Source organism: Microvirga sesbaniae, from assembly GCF_025460805.1.
GTDB lineage: Bacteria > Pseudomonadota > Alphaproteobacteria > Rhizobiales > Beijerinckiaceae > Microvirga > Microvirga sesbaniae.
The window spans coordinates 1-17,953 of sequence record NZ_JAMXFJ010000037.1 but is presented as its reverse complement, the minus strand read 5'-3'; the positions used below and the strand labels follow the sequence as shown (position 1 = coordinate 17,953).

21 protein-coding genes and 1 tRNA gene are annotated in these 17,953 nt (G+C 65.4%); 9 read left to right on the top strand and 13 right to left on the bottom strand.

The features are described 5' to 3' along the window. Positions 1 to 12 precede the first annotated feature (12 nt). Positions 13 to 954 carry a carbohydrate kinase family protein gene (locus OCW50_RS27510; RefSeq protein WP_262299788.1) on the top strand — a complete coding sequence of 314 codons (942 nt, stop codon included), beginning with the start codon at positions 13 to 15 and terminating at the stop codon, positions 952 to 954. Continuing rightward, positions 951 to 1,874, top strand: coding sequence for a pseudouridine-5'-phosphate glycosidase (locus OCW50_RS27505; RefSeq protein WP_262299787.1), 924 nt, complete (start codon positions 951 to 953; stop codon positions 1,872 to 1,874). The genes OCW50_RS27510 and OCW50_RS27505 overlap by 4 nt, the downstream gene beginning before the upstream one ends. Positions 1,875 to 1,879: 5 nt before the next feature. Here the strand turns inward: OCW50_RS27505 and OCW50_RS27500 are convergent, their stop codons facing one another. Both OCW50_RS27500 and OCW50_RS27495 read right to left on the bottom strand, forming a co-directional pair. After that, the gene (locus OCW50_RS27500; protein WP_262299786.1) at positions 1,880 to 2,791 is read right to left on the bottom strand and encodes a histone deacetylase family protein; all 912 of its coding nucleotides are present in this window, start codon (positions 2,789 to 2,791) and stop codon (positions 1,880 to 1,882) included. A 27-nt stretch (positions 2,792 to 2,818) separates the two neighbouring features. Further along, the gene (locus OCW50_RS27495) at positions 2,819 to 3,709 is read right to left on the bottom strand and encodes an MYG1 family protein (RefSeq protein ID WP_262299785.1); all 891 of its coding nucleotides are present in this window, start codon (positions 3,707 to 3,709) and stop codon (positions 2,819 to 2,821) included. Between the two features lie 310 nt (positions 3,710 to 4,019). On the opposite strand from OCW50_RS27495, the gene OCW50_RS27490 reads away from it, so the two are divergent. The 4 genes from OCW50_RS27490 to OCW50_RS27475 all read left to right on the top strand — a co-directional run bounded on the left by OCW50_RS27490 (position 4,020) and on the right by OCW50_RS27475 (position 6,295). Continuing rightward, the gene (locus OCW50_RS27490) at positions 4,020 to 4,232 is read left to right on the top strand and encodes a heavy-metal-associated domain-containing protein (RefSeq protein WP_262299784.1); all 213 of its coding nucleotides are present in this window, start codon (positions 4,020 to 4,022) and stop codon (positions 4,230 to 4,232) included. 95 nt (positions 4,233 to 4,327) lie between these two features. Next, positions 4,328 to 4,720 (top strand): CopM family metallochaperone, encoded by a 393-nt coding sequence (gene copM, locus OCW50_RS27485; protein ID WP_262299783.1) that lies wholly within the window; start codon positions 4,328 to 4,330, stop codon positions 4,718 to 4,720. A gap of 135 nt (positions 4,721 to 4,855) precedes the next feature. Then, positions 4,856 to 5,158, top strand: a complete 303-nt coding sequence (locus OCW50_RS27480) for a hypothetical protein (RefSeq protein WP_262267531.1) — start codon at positions 4,856 to 4,858, stop codon at positions 5,156 to 5,158. A gap of 129 nt (positions 5,159 to 5,287) precedes the next feature. Then, positions 5,288 to 6,295 (top strand): ribonuclease Z, encoded by a 1,008-nt coding sequence (locus OCW50_RS27475; protein WP_262299782.1) that lies wholly within the window; start codon positions 5,288 to 5,290, stop codon positions 6,293 to 6,295. Here OCW50_RS27475 and OCW50_RS27470 read toward each other — a convergent pair. Further along, positions 6,292 to 6,753 (bottom strand): DUF2726 domain-containing protein, encoded by a 462-nt coding sequence (locus OCW50_RS27470; RefSeq protein WP_262267529.1) that lies wholly within the window; start codon positions 6,751 to 6,753, stop codon positions 6,292 to 6,294. The genes OCW50_RS27475 and OCW50_RS27470 overlap by 4 nt on opposite strands. 146 nt (positions 6,754 to 6,899) lie before the next feature. On the opposite strand from OCW50_RS27470, the gene OCW50_RS27465 reads away from it, so the two are divergent. Both OCW50_RS27465 and OCW50_RS27460 read left to right on the top strand, forming a co-directional pair. Continuing rightward, a complete protein-coding gene (locus OCW50_RS27465; protein WP_262299781.1) occupies positions 6,900 to 7,607 on the top strand; it encodes a L,D-transpeptidase in 708 nt (235 codons plus the stop codon). 81 nt (positions 7,608 to 7,688) lie between these two features. Next, the gene (locus OCW50_RS27460) at positions 7,689 to 8,945 is read left to right on the top strand and encodes a peptidoglycan L,D-endopeptidase MepK (protein WP_262299780.1); all 1,257 of its coding nucleotides are present in this window, start codon (positions 7,689 to 7,691) and stop codon (positions 8,943 to 8,945) included. Here OCW50_RS27460 and OCW50_RS27455 read toward each other — a convergent pair. The 9 genes from OCW50_RS27455 to OCW50_RS27415 all read right to left on the bottom strand — a co-directional run bounded on the left by OCW50_RS27455 (position 8,926) and on the right by OCW50_RS27415 (position 17,110). Beyond that, on the bottom strand, positions 8,926 to 9,357 hold the full coding sequence (locus OCW50_RS27455) for an RNA polymerase sigma factor region1.1 domain-containing protein (RefSeq protein WP_262299779.1): 432 nt from the start codon (positions 9,355 to 9,357) through the stop codon (positions 8,926 to 8,928). The two genes, OCW50_RS27460 and OCW50_RS27455, sit on opposite strands and share 20 nt — an antisense overlap. 166 nt (positions 9,358 to 9,523) lie before the next feature. Next, a complete protein-coding gene (locus OCW50_RS27450; protein ID WP_262267525.1) occupies positions 9,524 to 9,781 on the bottom strand; it encodes a hypothetical protein in 258 nt (85 codons plus the stop codon). A 210-nt stretch (positions 9,782 to 9,991) separates the two neighbouring features. Continuing rightward, positions 9,992 to 10,068, bottom strand: a tRNA-Asp gene (locus OCW50_RS27445). A gap of 455 nt (positions 10,069 to 10,523) precedes the next feature. Continuing rightward, positions 10,524 to 10,748, bottom strand: coding sequence for a hypothetical protein (locus tag OCW50_RS27440; protein WP_262267524.1), 225 nt, complete (start codon positions 10,746 to 10,748; stop codon positions 10,524 to 10,526). 35 nt (positions 10,749 to 10,783) lie between these two features. Continuing rightward, on the bottom strand, positions 10,784 to 11,287 hold the full coding sequence (locus OCW50_RS27435; RefSeq protein WP_262299778.1) for a peptide deformylase: 504 nt from the start codon (positions 11,285 to 11,287) through the stop codon (positions 10,784 to 10,786). A gap of 38 nt (positions 11,288 to 11,325) precedes the next feature. Continuing rightward, positions 11,326 to 11,721, bottom strand: a complete 396-nt coding sequence (locus OCW50_RS27430) for a VOC family protein (protein ID WP_262267522.1) — start codon at positions 11,719 to 11,721, stop codon at positions 11,326 to 11,328. 491 nt (positions 11,722 to 12,212) lie between these two features. Further along, positions 12,213 to 13,253, bottom strand: coding sequence for a hypothetical protein (locus OCW50_RS27425; RefSeq protein ID WP_262299777.1), 1,041 nt, complete (start codon positions 13,251 to 13,253; stop codon positions 12,213 to 12,215). Further along, a complete protein-coding gene (locus tag OCW50_RS27420; RefSeq protein ID WP_262299776.1) occupies positions 13,253 to 16,144 on the bottom strand; it encodes a penicillin-binding protein 1A in 2,892 nt (963 codons plus the stop codon). Before OCW50_RS27420 ends, OCW50_RS27425 begins: the two co-directional genes overlap by 1 nt. A gap of 207 nt (positions 16,145 to 16,351) precedes the next feature. Continuing rightward, positions 16,352 to 17,110: an SDR family oxidoreductase gene (locus tag OCW50_RS27415; RefSeq protein WP_262267519.1), complete on the bottom strand. Its 759-nt coding sequence runs from the start codon at positions 17,108 to 17,110 to the stop codon at positions 16,352 to 16,354. A 180-nt stretch (positions 17,111 to 17,290) separates the two neighbouring features. Here OCW50_RS27415 and OCW50_RS27410 point away from each other — a divergent pair, with 180 nt between their 5' ends. Beyond that, complete coding sequence (locus tag OCW50_RS27410; protein ID WP_262267518.1) at positions 17,291 to 17,710, top strand: DUF1236 domain-containing protein; 420 nt, start codon at positions 17,291 to 17,293, stop codon at positions 17,708 to 17,710. A gap of 73 nt (positions 17,711 to 17,783) precedes the next feature. On the opposite strand, the gene OCW50_RS27405 is transcribed toward OCW50_RS27410, so the two are convergent. Continuing rightward, positions 17,784 to 17,953 (bottom strand): DNA translocase FtsK (locus OCW50_RS27405; protein WP_262299805.1); only part of this gene is annotated, 170 nt, incomplete at its 5' end.

The following is a 17,953-nucleotide window of genomic DNA, read 5'->3' as shown; positions in this document are numbered from 1 at the left end:
ATGGAGCCGGGAATGAGCAGGGTCGTCTGCATCGGCGGAGCGGCCGTGGACCGCAAGTACCGCGCCTTGGCCACCATCCGTCCCGGCACGTCGAATCCGGTCGTGGCGGAGCGCTCGTTCGGCGGCGTCGCGCGCAATGTCGCCGAGACCATCGCCAGGCTCGGAACCCAGGCCGCGCTGGTGTCGATCGTGGGCGACGACGACAACGGGCACGGCCTGCTCGAAGACCTCGAGCGCCTCGGCATCGACACCCGGCGCGTGACCGTCTCCGACGCACACGCGACCGCCGAATACGTGGCCGTGCTGCAACCCGACGGGGAGCTGGCAGTCGGACTTGCCCATATGGCGATCTTCGACACCCTGACGCCGGCCCTGCTGCACGAGGCCGAGCCCGAACTCGGATCAGCCTGGATCTTCGCCGACTGCAACCTGCCTGCCGAGACCCTGAGCGATCTCATCGGGCTTGCACGGCAAAGAGCCCTCATGCTCGCCCTCGATGCGGTCTCGACACCGAAGGTGATGCGCCTGCCGCCGGATCTGAGCGGAGTCGGCGTGTTCTTCCTCAATCTAGACGAAGCGCGGGTCTATCTCAACCGCCCTGAGGTGGCGCCGGAATCCGCGGCGGAAGCCCTGCTCGCCCGGGGAGCGGAACAGGTCGTCCTGACCCTCGGGGGCAAGGGCCTCGTCGCGGCGGATTCTTTCGGGATCCGGAAGGTTCCTGCGATCAAGGCCGGGATCGTCGACGCCACGGGAGCGGGGGATGCGCTGATCGCCGCGACGCTCGTGGCCATGCTCAAGGATGCGCCCTTGGACCAAGCGGCGCGGCTCGGAGCGGTCGCCGCGGCCCTGACGGTCGAAAGCCCGGTGAGCGTGCGGCCGGATCTGTCGTTCGCCTTGCTGGAATCCACGTTGTCGCTTAGAGCCGGTTCGGATGTGGAACGGGAGCCCTCATGACGCACGATACCGCCAAGCGCTTTCTCGACATCGCTCCCGAGGTGCAGGCCACGCTGGCCGCGGGCGGAGCGGTCGTCGCGCTCGAGTCCACCATCATTACCCATGGGATGCCCCATCCGCAGAACGTGGCCACGGCCCGCGACGTGGAGGCGGTGGTACGCGACAACGGCGCCGTCCCGGCCACCATCGCGATCATCGACGGGCGCATCAAGATCGGCCTGTCGGACGCGGAGCTCGAATGGCTCGGCACGGCCGGGGACGTGATGAAGCTGAGCCGCGCCGATCTTCCCTATGCGGTCTCGTCGGGACGGCATGGCGCCACCACCGTGGCCGCGACCATGATCTGCGCAAGGCTCGCCGGCATCCGGGTCTTCGCCACCGGCGGCATCGGCGGGGTTCACCAGGGCGTCGAGGATACCATGGACATCTCGGCCGATCTGGACGAGTTGGCCCGAACGCCTGTGGCGGTGGTCTGCGCCGGCGCGAAGGCCATTCTCGATCTTCCGCGGACCCTCGAATATCTCGAAACCCGCGGCGTGCCCGTGATCGGCTACCGGACGGACCGCTTCCCGGCCTTCTGGAGCCGGACCAGCCCCCTGCCCGTTCCCCTGCGGGTCGATTCTCCGGACGCCATGGCGGATCTCATCCGCACCAAGGAGGCCCTCGGTCTCGAGGGCGGCGTCCTCGTGGCCAACCCGGTTCCGGACGCCGATGAAATTCCGGCAAGCGAGATGAAGAGCTTCATCGACGCGGCCATCGCGGAAGCAAAGGACCGCGGCGTGACCGGCAAGGCCGTGACGCCGTTCCTTCTGTCTCACCTGTTCAAGGTGACGGGCGGTCGAAGCCTCGCCACGAACATCGCGCTGGTGAAGAACAACGCGGCACTGGCCGCGCAGCTTGCCTCAGCCCTGACGCGCTGACCGCATTATTCCTTCTCGCTCCAGGCCGCCATCGCCTCGAACACGATGGCGTGCCGGCGAGCCAGGAGGTCGATGTCGGCGGAATAGCCTCCGCCGATCACGGCGACGAGCGGGATCCGGCGGCTGCGCGCCTGCTCAATCACATAGGCGTCGCGCCGGCGCAGCCCATCGTCGGAAAGGCAGAGCCGGCCGAGCTTGTCGTCCCGGTGCGGGTCGACCCCAGCGTTGAAGAACACGAGGTCCGGCTCGATGGCATCGAGCAGGCGCGGCAGATGGGCGTGAAGAGCCTGCAGATAGGCCTCGTCCTCGAGGGCATCGGGCAGCCCGATATCGAGGTCGCTGGGAATCTTGCGCACGGGATAGTTCTTCTCCGCATGCATCGAGAAGGTGAAGAGATCCGGTTCGTCGCGCAGGCAATCGGCCGTGCCGTCGCCCTGATGCACGTCGAGATCGACGACGAGCGCGGTTTTGATCGCGCCCTCGGCATGGAGCGCCTTCGCCGCGATGGCGACATCGTTGAAGACGCAGAAGCCCGCACCCGTCTCCCGCTGCCCATGATGGCTGCCGCCGGCCGTCGTCCCTGAAAGCCCGTGCTGGAGCGCCAGCCTCCCGGCAAGCAGTGTCCCGCCGGCGGATGCACGGGCACGGCGCACCACGCTCTCGCTCACGGGAAGGCCGATCCGCCGCTCGATCTCCCGGGGAACGGAGCAGGACAGGACCTGATCCACATAGGCGCGGTCATGCGCCAGGGCGATCAGGTCGGCTGGGGCCTCCTCCGGTTCGACGAAGCCGTTCCGGGCAAGCCCCATATCCGCGACCACCTCGGCGAGACGCCCGTATTTTCGCATGGGAAACCGATGACCGTCCGGCAGGGCGGCCTGGTAGGCGGGATGAGAAACGATCGGCACCTGCTTCATGTCCCGCCCCTTCCGGATCAAGCCCGTCTATTGGCCGACCGCGATCGCCTTCTCGGCCAGCCTGACGGCGGATTCCTGCGACCGCGCCCCGCAGATGAACCCGCCAGGATGGCAGAAGACGCCGTCGGCGATCCCGGCGGTGCGGGAAAATTCCTCTTCCTGCAAGCCCCGCCACGCCTCCGGCAGGGACAGTCTCTGGCCGAAGGAATTAGGCTCCGGCGGAACGGTCCGGCAATACCAGGATGTGGCGTCCTCATTCGGGTATATGATGAAGAGAAGATCGCGCAACCCCCCCTCGAAGACGGCCTTCTCCCAAGGCAGCTTTCGATTGAGAACGATGATCCGGGGGTCCTGCGTCCTCCGGGCGGCGGAGAGCACGGAGGACTGCGCCTGCGCTTCCGCATGCGCCTGCTGGCAAGCCCGGGCCAGGATCCCTCTGGCGAAATCGGCCGCCTCGAGGAACGCATCGTCATAGGATTGGTCGCTGGCCCAGGTGGGATTGAAGGCTTCGATCAGGAGCGACAGGTGACCCTGACTGACCGACGCGACGCCGTTGTCGGCCTGGTCGATGGCAAGAACGAAGCCGGTATCGATGTCCTTCCAGACCACGTCCAGCAGGTCCTCATCGATCCCCGGAGCCAGGTTCGGCAGGGCATTGCGCCCGAAGTCGCGCCAGATCAGGCCCACGGAGCTGTAAGGCGTCCCATCGGGCCGGCGCGGCAGATCCCGCATGTGGTGATCGTAGCGTCCGCGCGCGATATCGTAGACGCCGCCGACATCGAAGACGAGGTCCGCGGCGTCGATCAAGGCCGTGTCTCGGGTCCGGGTGAAATCGAAAATCCCCAGGGCTTCCCGCAAAATCGAGAAGGCGAAGACATCGTCGGCATGGAATGTGCCGCTATGGGTGACAACCTTCATCTGACTCGTCCCGACCACCGTCGGCTGCTCCTGACCAGTTCTGCATCTCGATCCGCGATAACAGAGCTACTCGAAGAAGATAAGCTGCTGCAATCACATCCTTTATGCTGACGGGAAGATAGCCCGAATAACCGCCTTGGCGCATCGTGCGGACCCAGAGGGCCGCGTCGAACGATGCGCCAGCCAAGAGGGGAGCATCGCAATCGATCCCAAAAGTGGAGCCACTTTTCCGTCCGATGCGCTAGGCGGCTTGACCTTGCCATCGTGGAAAGGTTCAAGAGTGTCGGGATCTCGAGAAAGGATCCCGACCATGCATCACTTTCACGTGCCGGACATCCAGTGCGGCGGTTGCCTGAGGAGCATCAGGCAGGCTCTCCAAGCACTCGATCCGCAAGCCCAGGTTGAGGCCGACCTGGAAAGCCGCGTCGTCGCGGTCGCCACGGACCGCGAGGAAGCTGCGATCCTGGCAGCGTTGCACAGGGCCGGCTACGCCGCCAGGCCTCTCTCGCAACAGCATGCCTGACGCCCGAACGATCACGGAGCAGCCTGGGCCATCGCGCGCCCAGGACAGGGCGCTGCACCCCTCCCACGCGTTCCCATTTTTCGCGAGCAACACCGATGAAAACCTATTCTCTTGTCCTGACCGCCCTGCTGAGCGCCCTGCCCGCGGGTGCGCGGGCGCAGGGCGCACATGGAGGCCACCATGGAGGTCACGCGGGGCAGCCCGCCACAGCACCAGCGCAGGCCGCAGAGGCGCCCTCCACCCAAGGCTACCGCCAGGCGAACGAGACCATGCACCGGAACATGGACATCCCGTTCAGCGGTGACCCGGACGTCGATTTCGTGCGCGGCATGATTCCCCATCACCAGGGCGCCATCGACATGGCGAAGGTGGCGCTTCAGCACGCCAAGGACGAGCAGATCCGGAAATGGGCCGCCGACGTCATCCGGGAACAGGAGCGCGAGATCGCCGAAATGGAAGCCTGGCTGAAGACGAAGGGGGGCCGGTAGGCCCGTTTGGTTCCGTCGACGGACCGGGCCTCCACCCGGTCATCTTCATGTCGCTTCATGTGCATATCCCTGCCACGAACGTGCAGGGTCGTGCGTTAGTGGGTATCCCTTGCGGGCGAATGGAAAGGACGAATCATGTTCACGCTGACGATTAGCGACAAGCCTGTCGCCATTACCAATGCCGGAGAGGACGAGGCCCGCGATCTCCTCATGAGCGAAGACTTCAAGGACGATCTCAAGGTCCTGGAAAGCGAGGGAGCTCCCCTGTGGGACGGCTTCGCGACCCTCAACGTTAGGCCGGCGACCGATGAGGAGAAGACCGAGTTCGAAAACGCGGATTTCGATGAGGACGAGGATGACGATGACGAGGACGAAGGTCCCTACATCATGTTCCTGGTCGACGTGACCGATCCCGACGAAGTGGAGGATGAAGCCTGACCCGCTTCATCCGTTTGTCGGGCGCTCCCGCGTCGTGATCATTCCGGGCCGGGTCCGCTCCATGCGGACCCGGCCTTTCACTGCGGAACATGCCCGGATCGGGCCCGTTGGCACCGGATGAGCTGGCTTGTGCAACCCCGCCTCGTGAACGATCCGTTCAGCGATCCGGGCGTCTACCTGGATTTTCGTTACGGCCGCCGGGCGATCCTCTTCGATCTCGGCGACGTCAGCGCCCTCTCCTCCCGCGAACTGCTGCGCGTGAGCCACGTCTTCGTCTCTCACACGCATGTGGACCACATGGCCGGGTTCGACCGGCTGCTTCGGCTCTGCCTGCATCGTCCGCGCCCTCTGACCCTCATCGGACCGCCAGGCTTCGCCGCGCAGGTCGAACATCGGATCCGCGGCTTCACCTGGAACCTTCTGGACGAGAATTCGGTCGATTTCCGCCTCACCGCCATGGACTACGACGGCCGCCGGGTGACTCAGGCGGCGGAGTTCCAAGCCCGTGAAGCCTTCGCCCGGCGGGACGTCGAGCCGCCCGTTTTCCCGGAGGGCGTCGCCTGGATGGAGGGCGAGTTCAGGATCGAGGCCGTCGCCCTCGATCACGGCATCCCGTCCCTCGCCTTCGCCCTGAGGGAGGTCCTTCAGGTGAATGTGTGGCGAGGCGTCCTGAACGAACTCGATCTCCCGCCGGGCCCCTGGCTCAACGAAGCCAAGCGGGCGATCCGCCTCGGCATGCCCGACGATCATCCCGTTGCCGTCCCTGGCCGAGGGAGCATTCGCCTTGCTGACCTGAAGGGTCAGGCCCTGCGCATCGCGCCGGGCCAGAGCGTCGCCTATGTCACCGACGCGGCGCCGCATCCCGAAAACCGCGAGAAAATCGTTCGGCTCGCCCGCCGGGCCGATCAGCTCTTCATCGAAGCGGTCTTCCTGGAGTGCGACCGTCCCCTGGCCGTCGCGTCTCTGCACTTGACCGCCCGGGACGCCGGATCGATCGCCCGGGAGGCGGAGGTCAGGTCGGTCACGCCGTTCCACCATTCGGCCCGTTATTTGTCCGAGCCGAACCTCCTGCGGGAGGAAGTGTTCGCCAGCTTGGGTGCGCACCAAGGGAGCACGATGCGGGCCTCGGGCCGCTAATCGGGCCGGAAAACCGCCGCCTGGATCTGCCTGGGATCGGGCCTACGGCTCGAGCTGAAGCGGACCACGCGGTAGCCGCAGGATTTCAGGACCTTGTCGCGCTGGGCGTCCCTGCGGGCGTCATGGGAGCGGTCGTCGAGTTCGACGACCGCCACGACCTCCAGGTCCCGAACGACGACCCAGTCGACGCGGGTGTTCGAAATTTTCTTGAAAGCCATCCAGAAGGCACGGCTGCCTTCCTTCGCGTCCGGACGGACGAGCGCCAGGATCGGGACCTGCGGCCAGACCTGACAATCGGGGCAGGCGGCGAGAAGGCGCTGATAGAACTCGCGCTCGTTGTCCGTCATGATCGCAGCACGCCGGTAGCGCGGCTTGCGGGTCCAGAGAAGAACCAGAACGAACAGGACGCCCAGCAGGCCTACGCCCGCGAGCCACGACCATGGGAGGTTCTCGATCATCACACCAAATTGCCCCTGCTCCGTACTCGCCCGAATGTGAACGGCCAGGCTTCACTCTGCCCGTGAAGCATAGCAGCTACCATGAAACCGAGACGGATGGTCCTGCGTCTTCTTATTGTCGAGTTAAGTCCGCCGGGGAGAGCACAATGGACCTCAGCCGCAGAACCTTCCTGCTTGGAGCCTCAGCCGCCGTCGTCGGCACCGGGCTGCCGACCGACCGCAGCCTCGCCCAGTCGATGCGGGACATGTCCGCCTACCAGCGCATGTACGCTCCCGTCGACGACCTTTACCCGGTACCGGGCATCGAACTGTCGAGGATCAACCCGGCCTACCTGCGGCGCGTCGTCGAGTACCAGACGGCCGAGGCGCCCGGGACCATCGTGGTGGACCCGCGTTCGCGCTACCTCTACCTCGTCATGCGCGACGGCATGGCCGTGCGCTACGGCGTGGGCGTCGGCCGGTCGGGGTTCAGTTGGTCCGGAACCGCTGTCATCAAGGACAAGCAGGAATGGCCGGACTGGTATCCCCCCAAGGAGATGTTCGGGCGACAGCCGGACCTCAAGGAGCAGATGGGGGAACTGCCCGGCGGTCCCGGTATGCCCGGCGGCCCCGGCAACCCGCTCGGCGCTCGGGCGCTGTACCTGTGGCAGGGCAACAAGGATACGCTCTACCGCATCCACGGCACCTTCGAGCCTTGGACCATTGGCACCAATGTTTCATCGGGCTGCATCCGCATGATCAACCAGGACGTGATCGACCTGTACAACCACACGCCCGTGGGCACGAAGGTGGTCGTCCTGTCGTCGCCATCGGGACGCCCGAAGCGAAATCAGACGGCGGCCCTGCCCGATTAAGCAAAAAGGCACGCTTCGCGCCTATTTTTGCCATGGTTAACGATCACACGTCGCTTAAAGGGACGCGGGAACCAACGAACCATGGCGCGATTACTCGCCCGATCCGAGCGATCGGTTGGCGGATGCAGGTCAGCCCCTGCCTCCGAACGGAGCTACCGGCCTGTCAGGACGGGCGCATCCTGTCTGGCCCTCGGCCTCCTGGGCGCGGCGTCCTTTCTTCTCCTGGCGACGGCCCGCGTTCAGGATGCCGCCGCGTTCGGAGAGAACCGCACCCTCACCTTCTATCACACGCATACGCGGGAAAGCTTGACCGTCACCTTCCGCCGCAACGGGGAGTACGACTCGGGCGCTCTGCAGCAACTCAACTGGTTCCTCCGCGACTGGCGCGTGGAGAGGCCCGCGCAGATGGACCCACGCCTGTTCGACATCATTTGGGAAGTGTACAGGGAATCCGGCTCGTCACAGCCCATCAACATCATCTCCGCCTACCGGTCGCCGGAAACCAACGGCGCCTTGCGCCGTCGGTCGAGCGGGGTCGCCGAGCACAGCCAGCACATGCTCGGCAAGGCGATGGACATTCGTCTGCCCGACGTGGACACGGCCCGCCTGCGCGCCATCGCGATGAAGATGCAATACGGCGGCGTAGGCTATTACTCGTCCTCCGCCTTCGTCCATGTGGACACCGGCAACGTCCGGGCCTGGCCGCGCATGACGCAGCAGCAGCTGGTTCAGCTGTTCCCTGACGGGAAGACCCTGCACCTTCCCTCGAATGGCAAGCCGCTTCCGGGTTACGAGCTGGCGAAAGCCGAGATCCTTCCGCGCAACGCGGCCCTCGCCACCCAGGCGTCCGCCGGCGGCGGTCCTTCCATCGGCAATCTCTTCGCCAGTCTGTTCGGTCGCAAGAATGCCGCGCCGGCGCCGCAGCAGGAGACGCAGGCCTCCGGCCCGTCGACGATGGTGGCTTCGGCTGATCCGGACAGCGTCAAGGAACTCGCCGTGGCGGTTCCCCTGCCGCCGCAGCGCCCACCGGAGATCAAGCTGGCGGCTGTCGCCATGGCGGCAACCGCAATGGGCGCGGGTGAGGCGACCGTTCCGCGGGCAGCCGCGAGGGTCACGCCCGAGCTCGACGCCATCATCGGGTACGACGCGACCGCAGCAGCCAAGTCCCTCTTCGACCCGAGGACGGCGTTCCTCGACCTCGGCTTCACGTCGGACGCGCGGCATGACCTCAGCGTCACGCATTTCAGCGGACCCGCCGTCAAACCGCTTCCGGTCGTCGGTGGGCAGGCTCAGGCGGAACTTTTGACGGGTGGTGAGATCAGACGCCCAGCATCATGACGAGGCCGACCAGGAGCACCAGGACCAGGAGCCCCGAGATCGCGACGGCCCAGTGCGTGGCCCCCCGCCCGGGCTGTGCAGCTTTGGGGGCTTCAGACGCCGTCGGACTGGCCTTCTGAAGAGGCGCGTTCCGACGCTTCACCCGGGCGGCCGCGGCGCGATCCGGAAACGGAATGATCTCGGCGCTTCTGACGGGCGCCGGGTTGGGCTTGGGATTGGGCGATGCGAGACTGTCGTCGAGCTCGACCGGAACGCCGGTCTCTTCCAGATGAACCACGATGAGGGCAATCTCCTCCGCACTCATGGAGGCGATCGGAAGATTGGCCTCGAGATCCTGATTCGTGAGATGTCCCTGCTCCCGTCCGAGGGCGATCAAACGGTCTAAGGTGCTGCTGTCGAGCGCCGGCTGCATGAGGGCACGACTCTATTGTATCTGTTGGTCGGAGAAGCAGCTCGGGCTGCTTCGGGGACTTCGCCGAGCTAACGCAACAATAACTCCAGATGTTGCACCTGGAAAACGCCTGAAGTGCGATTTTAGTGGCGCTTTAGCCGTAAGTTGAATCTGCTGCGAAGTCTGGCTAGTTCTTCGTCGCCCCGGAGGCCTCCTGCAGCGCCTCCTTCTCCCGCCTGACCTGTTCCGACAACTGCTCGGCGATGGCAACGAGCTTGCTGGCGGTCTGGTCCTTGCCCTGGAGCTCCACATGACCGGCGAGCCCGACGGTCAGCAGCGACTCGAAGACCATGTCGGCCGGAATTCCCTTGCGGATCAAGTCGATGGCGACTTTCTGCCATTGGTCGGACAGCTGCACGCGAAGCTCGGGATTATCGTTGCTCATGCTCCAACCATACATGATCCTCCGCGGGCTGTCCCGTGGCTATCCCCGCTCGGGCGGCATTGTCACGGCGCCGACATGGAACGGTTCCGTGGCGCCTGTCGTCCCCGAAAGGCGGCCCTCTGGGTCCGTCCGATGCGCTGGCCGAGGGCTACGACGCTCAGGTGCTTCTGCGCTGGGGTGGAGGCTGCCATCCCGGCAGCGGGAGGAGAGTGGCGCGGGCGACGGGGCTCGAACCCGCGACCTCCGGCGTGACAGGCCGGCACTCTAACCGACTGAGCTACGCCCGCGCATTTCCTCGCATCGCGCGCTCGCAGGAAGCGATTTTCGCGATGGAGGCGCGCAAGTACCGGTGAATGCGCGCAGTGTCAAATGGTGTTTGGGTTATCCCCAGGACGCCTTTTGCGGGAACAGGAACCAAGAGCATCGATCCCGATGCTCAAGCCTTTGAGCGGCGCATCGTCCGGGACCCTGTCTTGATCGCCCGGTCGATCCACCACCCCGTCATCACCGGGCTTGTCCCGGTGATCCCGATACGAGAGGCGCGGCGCTTTTCCGCATCGGGATGGCCGGCACAAGGCCGGCCATGACGTGTGGAGGGTCGTGGGAAGGGTCGCGCCACTGCAATGGTCACCCTCCATGTCATCACCGGGCTCGTCCCGGTGATCCCGATTGTCCGATGCTCCACTCTTGGCTGGCGCACCGTTCGACGCGAAAAACCGGGTCCACTTTTTCGCACGGTGCTCTAGTCTCTCGTGCTAATCGAGAAGACCTCGTGCCCGGCGCCGTTCAGAACGCGCACGGCTTCCACCTCGGGATCGCGCGATTGCGGGCGTCGCGCCAGGGAAAACACCTTCAAGGCGCGTTCCTTGGCCTTTTCGAGGGAATCGACGCGCACCATGATTCGACGGATGATTCCCCCGCCCGCCTCTTCCGACGCGACGGTTTCGATACGATAGATCTCGAACAAGACTTTCAAACTCCACTCTCAGAGCAACTCCACCATCACGCTCTGATGCGCTGGAGCTTCTCGAACCGTTTGATCAGACGGTCCCGCTTCAATTTCGACAGACGGTCGATCCAGAAGACGCCGTCGAGCTGGTCGATTTCATGCTGGAGGCAGATCGCCATCAGCTCGTCCGCCTCCTCTTCCCGTTCCGAACCGTCGAGGTCCCTGTAGCGCACCCGCACCCGTGCGTGACGCTCGAGTTCATCGGTCACCCCCGGCATGGAGACGCTGCCCTCCACGTGCCGGATCCTCTCCGGAGAGGCCCACGTGATGTCCGGATCGATATAGATGTGCGGCGCCGGATCGGATTCCAGCTGGATGACCACGAGCCGCGCGAGAACCCCCACATGCGGCGCCGTGATGCCGATGCCGGGGGCGGCCCGCATCGTGTCAGCGAGATCCCGGGCGAGCTCCCGCACCGCCTCGTCGACCGTGCCGACCGGTTGCGCCTTCTGGCGCAGCCGGTGATCGGGAAAACGGACGATGGGACGGATGGCCACGGGACCTCTCTTGGAAGCGGAGCGACGGAAACGTTCGACTACTTGTAGCGCCCGCCGCGCTGCAGAACCTCGATCTTGTACCCGTCCGGATCCTGCACGAAGAAGAAGCGCGCCGGAGGCCTACCCTCGAGCCTCAGCTCCTTCAACGGGGTCGGAACGAGGCCGAGCGCCGCGAACCGGGCATGCTCCGCCTCCAGATCGTCCACGGAGAAGGCCAGGTGTCCATACCCGTCGCCGAGCGAATAGGGTTCCGTCCGGTCGTGATTGATCGTCAGCTCCAGTTCGAATTCTCCATCCTCGTTGCTCAGATAGACGAGCGTGAAGCTCTCGAACGCCAAGCGCTCCGCGACCTTCAATCCGAATGCCGTGTCGTAGAACGCCACGGAGCGCGGCTCGTCGAGCACCCGGATCATGGAGTGGATGGCTTTGGCCATGTAACGACACCTCTTCGGCATGAGTCGTCCGCTGGTTCGGCGGGTGCGACTGGGACAGGCAGGACGCTCAGGCAGATAACAGTGCAGGAAGGGGAACGGAAGGGCATCGTCGCATGATCGATCCCGACAGCCCCGGGCTCCAACAAAAAGCCTTCCCTGGGCGGGCCAGGGAAGGCAAGTTCGGGAGGAAGAAACGCTGACTGCTGGCCTCCAACAATGCCTGGGGCCGTTTGTTACCGGCCTGCGGCGTTCCACCACATCCTTTGCCGGTAATCCAAAGGACGAGTGAGCCGTCGGATCGTGGCGCAATCAAGGAAAATTGATGCCTGCCAAGCTTCGAATTCGACATTTCCCAAGGAACATTGATCAAGCTAAACGCTTGGTTTGGTACGGAGGCACCATTCCCCGCAACCCCTTGTCGCCTCCGCACACTTAGCAGCCCCGTTCAGCCTGCTTGGAACGGGGCTTTTTCATGGGCTGCGCGGGTCGGTTCAGCGTTCGAACTGCTCGGCAAGGGCGCGGATGCGGTTGCGGACATAGTCGGGAAGCCCAGCGCTGATGGAGTTGCCGGAATTGAACGAGCTCTTGCCCATGAGAACCTGGGCGGGGATCAGGTTCCGCAGCACGGGAACGTTCTCGAACTCCTTCTTACGTTCCAGAACGTCGGTCTCCACCGCAAGGGTCATGAACATTGTCGCCACGGTCTGGCCGGCATCGGCCGGCGAAGGCTGCAGGACCGTGAGCAGCTTGCCGAACTGCATGACCTGGTTGACGTAGAAGATCGTCTGCTCCAGAACCCCGGCCACGGGAGCATCCAGGCCGGTGAGCCTGGCAAAGCCGCCCCGGTCGATCTCGTCCCGGCCGAGGGTGCGGATTTCCGTCTGGAACTCCATGAACTCCGAGATCTTCTTGCCGCCCTCCTCCAGCTTGTTGGCGAGCCTGATCCCGACCGGCAGCTTGCCCTCGAGCGGATAGCGGGACTCGATGCAGAGGCTGTCCTCGGCTTCGCACCAGCGGCGTCCGGGACGGCGGCTGTACGCGTATTGCGGATCGGCCTGCGGGGCAGCCTGGTCCGCCGTGATGCGGCGATGCTTGATGGAAGGGTCGATCTTCTCGAGCACGTCGAGATGGGTGTAGCGCCCGAGATCGATGGCATCGGGCGCCTTGTCGATCAGGAAGCGTGCCTCCACCACATACATGTGGAGCTTCTCGGTATAGGATTTCGCAATCCCATGGACCGAGACCCTGATGACCGGCTCGGCATAGTCCGGAAACGGGCTCAAGAGCTGCTTCTGGATGGGCCGCTCGCGGGCCCAGTCCTCGAACCGGATCAGCCCCGTGCCGGGATCGGCCAGCTTGTCGTCACGATGATCGCTGAACAGGATGGTCCTGGGCTTCAGCCTTGCCGGTGCGACCGCCGTTACGGACGGCACCTCGTCGATCTTGAACTCCTGAGCCCACAGGGCCCCGGCGGAGAACAAAAGGGCCGCGAAGGCGGCCATCATCCGTCCGAAAGGCTTCGTCGATGTCATCAGTAAACCTGTCCGTTACGCCAGAAGTAGTCCGGATCCACACGCCGGGGTCGCCGGGGAGCCTCGTCCTCCCACCACCAGCGGAACTCCCGCTCGGGCTCGGCCTGGCGGCGTGACGGAACGTTCTGCCGCAAGCTGTCGAGCCAGCCGGGGCCCTGCGCATAGGGCCCCTCTTCGGGGTAATCGGGCCCGCCATTCGCCTCCCCGTCGCTCCACGGATCGGGATGACGGAAGGCATAGACCTCCGATTGCGGCACGAGACGGAACTGCGTCTCGCTCAACCGGCCGAACCAGTTCAGCCGGAAATACTCCGTGAAGCCCCGCCCCTGCCCGTCGGTCAGCCGGTCGCCCGTGTTCAGGTCGATCGGCAGGGCGATGAGCTGCTTGGCCGCCTGAGGCGAAGGCGGGCTGAGCGGGGTCTTGGGCGCATGATGATCCCACGCGGCCTGGAGGATGGACTGGAAGATGGGAGCTGCGACCTTGCCGCCCGTCTGTCCGCGCCCGAGGGTCCGCCGCTTGCCGTCAGCATTGTCGTGCCCGACCCAGACCGCGATGGTGACGTCGTTGGTAAAGCCGACGAACCAGGCATCGTTCTCATCGTCGGACGTTCCGGTCTTTCCTGCGGCGTAAGGTGCAAGCGCCTTCAGGGAGCGGGCCGTTCCACGCTCCAGCACCCCCTGCAGCATCGACTTGAGCTGGAAGAAGGCGGCGGGATCGGCGGAACCGAGCCGGACCAGCGCACCGGCCTTCCGGCTGTAGACCGTGCGCCCGTTCTCCTCCACGGTCTCGATGGCATGGAGCACCGGCATAGCCCCCTCGTTGGCCACGGCCGCATAGAACGCCGCCAGATCGATCATCCGCACCGGCTGCGCACCGAGCACGAACGGATAATGCGGCGTGCATTCCAGATAGAGCTGCGCCTCGATGGCAAGCTCGCAGACCCGTTTCAGGCTCTGTTCCGGAGAGGATTCGATGCCGCCGTCGAGGAGGCGCGCGGTCACCAGGTTCTTCGAGTTCTCGAGGGCCCGGCGCAGGGTGACGATGCCGGAGCCCCCGCCGTCGAAGTTTTTCGGGCTCCAGGAAGCGCCGCCTCGGGCGTTGGCGTCGCCGCCCACGGGCGGCAGCGTCACCGGGGCATCCCAGATCAGCGTGTTGGGCTGCAGCCCCTTCGACAAGGCGGCGAGATAGGTCAGCGGCTTGAAGGCGGATCCCGGCTGCCGCTGCGCCTGCGTTGTCCGGTTGAGCTGGCTCAAAGGGTAGGAGAAGCCGCCGGCCATCGCGAGGATGCGGCCGGTCTTGTTCTCCAGGACGACCGCCCCGCCCTGCACTGCCGGCGGGGTTCGCAGATCGGCGCGAACGGCGCCCTTGCCTTTCTGCTCGATGACCTGGACGCGCACCACGTCATGGAGCTTGAGATCGCGACGGGCCGCCTCCCAGGCGTTCAGCGGCAGGACGCGCCCGTCCGCCAGACCGACGCGCAGGACGTTGGCGCCCGTCTTCCGGTCCTTCCCCTTCTCGATCACGACGGCCGCGGGCCATTGGACGTCGTAGAGCGGCAGGCGCACCGCCCCGAGCGCCCGCTTCCAGGCGGGCGCCGGATCCTGAACGCCTTCGAGCGCCTTGATGGCCCCGGCGAGGTTCGCCTCGGCCCCCTGGTAGCGCTGCCGCCCGATGCTCAGCTCATAGCGGGCGAGCCCCTCCTGCAAGGCCGCCTCGGTGGCCTGCTGCAGAGCCGGGTTGAGGGTGGTTCGCACCGTGTAACCGCCCGCGCTCAGGCTATCGATGTCGGCGAGCGTGCGGGCATCCCGACTGACATGATCGACGAAGTAGAAGCCCGACGTCCGCTTGATGCGCTCGAAGGGGACCCTCGACGGCAGGGCCGCGACGGCCTGCTGAACCTGATCGGCCTTCAGAAATCCGTCGTCCTGCATGCGGCTGAGCACGTAGGCCATGCGCTCCTGGGCGCGGTCCGGCTTCGTGTCGGGATTGTAGTAGTTCGGTCCTTTCGCGAGACCCGCAAGCAGCGCCCCTTCCGAGACGGACAGCGCCTTGGCGCTCTTTCCGAAATAGCTCCGCGCCGCCATCTCGATGCCCCATGACGAGCGGCCGAGATAGATCGAGTTGAGATAGATCTCGAGGATCTCCGCCTTGCTGAGCACGCGCTCGATGCGCGAGGCGACGATCATCTCGCGCATCTTGCGATCGTAAGTCACATCGTCGCCGACGAGCAGGTTCTTCGCCACCTGCTGGGTGATCGTGGAGCCGCCCGCCGGACGGCCGGGATTGGCCAGATTGCCCACGAAGGCGCGGATCACGCCGCGCTCATCCACGCCCTTGTGCTGATAGAAGCGCTTGTCCTCGGCCGAGACGAAAGCCTGCTGGACGCTTTTCGGGATCTCGGACAGGGGAACCCAGACGCGCCGGTGGTCAGGCTCGTAGACCTCGGCGAACCGCTTGCCGTTTCCATCCAGGATGACGCTCACCCCGGGGAGCTTCAGGCCTTTCAGCTTTCCGGCGTCGGGGAGCCCGGCGACCGCCGCATTGTAGGTGGAGATCACCTCGGCGAGATCGACCGGCGGAGGCTCGACCTTCTCGTTCTTGCAGAACTGGCGATAGCTCGCGTGCAGGTCGTTGAAGCTCAACCCCTGCAGCACCTTCATCTCGCCCGCGATGGCCTGGGGATCGTCCATCGCGGTGGCGATGAGGTCGTCGAGGTTGATGTCCTCGATGTCGAAGGCCCGGCGCATGTGGGCGCATCCGTCCTTGAGGAGCTGCGTGACCTGCTCCTGATCCCGCGCGGGATCGAAGCTCGTCCTGACCATGTCCGGGTCGACGAGGACCTGGCTCAGGGTCAGGGCGGTCGCAAAGATCTTGACGAGGATCGCGCTCATTCCACCGCCGTCATCGGAAAAACACTCTCCCGCGCAAAGGGGCCGGCACGGCCGTTCAGGCCAAGCCGCACTGCCGGTTCCGATCCTGCCCGGGACAAGCTGAATGGGAACCGTACGGCGGGCCGGATATCGGCCGCGCCACCCCGGTCAGATGGGGCGGTCGAGCTTACTTCCCAGGTGAGCCCACCCCCTTCACGGCAATGTGTCTCACCCCCGGCCGACGAACGGCATCTTCGTCGCCATGACGGTCATGGTCAGCACGTTCGCGTCCAGAGGCAATCCGGCCATGTAGACCACGGCATCCGCCACATGCTTGGGGTCGATCCTCGGCTCCGGAGCGAGCGTTCCGTTGGGCTGGAGCACGCCTTCGGTCATGCGGGCCGTCATGTCGGTGGCGGCGTTCCCGATATCGATCTGCCCGCAGGCGATGTCGTAGGCCCGGCCGTCGAGGGATGTGGACTTCGTGAGGCCCAGAACGGCATGCTTGGTGGCCGTATAGGGAGCCGACAGCGGGCGCGGAGCGTAGGCCGAGACGGAACCGTTGTTGATGATCCGTCCGCCCCGTGGGGTCTGGTCCTTCATGATCCGGAAGGCCTCCTGCGTGCACAGGAATGTCCCGGTCAGGTTGGTCGCCACCACCTGTTGCCACTGCTCGAACGGAATGTCCTCGAGCGGAACCGCCGGAGCCCCCATTCCGGCATTGTTGACCAGAAGGTCGACCCGTCCGAAGGCCTGCCGGGTGGCGGCGAAGAGCGCCGCCACGGAGGCCGGATTCGTGACGTCGGTCGGAACCAGAAGCGTGGAGGCACCCGCCCCGGCGATCTCCCGTTGCGCGGCTTCCAGGGCTTCCCGGCGGCGCCCGGCCATCACGACGCTGTAGCCGGCCGTCAGGAGCCCTGCGCTGATCGCCCTGCCCACGCCCGTTCCGGCCCCGGTCACGATCGCAACCTTGGAACGTTCCGCCATCCTGTCCTCCCAACCCGTGCTTTGCGCCTGTCATGAGAGATGCATTTGAGGGCCGGAACGGCAAGGACAAAAGCCGCACCTGCACACACCTTTCGACCGGGGAGCGTGCCTGTTGGGCCAGGAAGGGAACCGGCCAAGCTTTCCCGCGTTCGCATGGTGCTAACCGGAAAGGAATCCGCCATGCGCAATCACGTCCTCCATTCGGCCGCCATCCTGACTCTTCTGGCTCTTCCCCTGGCCGCTTGCCAGAGCAGCACTGAAACCGGCGCCGCCACGGGCGCTGCGGGCGGAGCCGTGACCGGCGCGGTCATCGGCGGGCCTGTCGGGGCGGTGGTCGGCGGCGTCGCCGGGGCTGCCGTGGGAGGCGTTCTCTCGGCTGAGGAATCGACCAGGGTCCGCACCTATGTGGTGGCCCAGCGCCGCCCAACGATGCGGGTCACCGAGGAAGTGGTCGTCGGCCAGCCGCTGCCGCCGCGCGTGCGGCTCTACGATGTTCCCCCGAGCGTCGGCCTTCGGGACAATTACAGCTACACGATCGTGAACGACAGGACCGTGCTGGTCGATCCGCAGACCCGGACGGTCGTGCAGGTCATCCAGTAATCCGAAGGCACGCCCGAACAAGAAAAAGGCGGCTCGTGAGAGCCGCCTTTCGGTTTCGCCGCGGGATCGGGCATCAATCGTCCAGATCGAGATGGTTGATCAGAATCTCGCGTTTCCCGGCATGGTTTGCGGGGCCGACGATGCCCTCGTTTTCCATGCGCTCCATGAGCGAGGCGGCGCGGTTGTAGCCGATCTGGAGCCGGCGCTGGATGTAGCTCGTCGAGGCCTTCTTGTCGCGCAGCA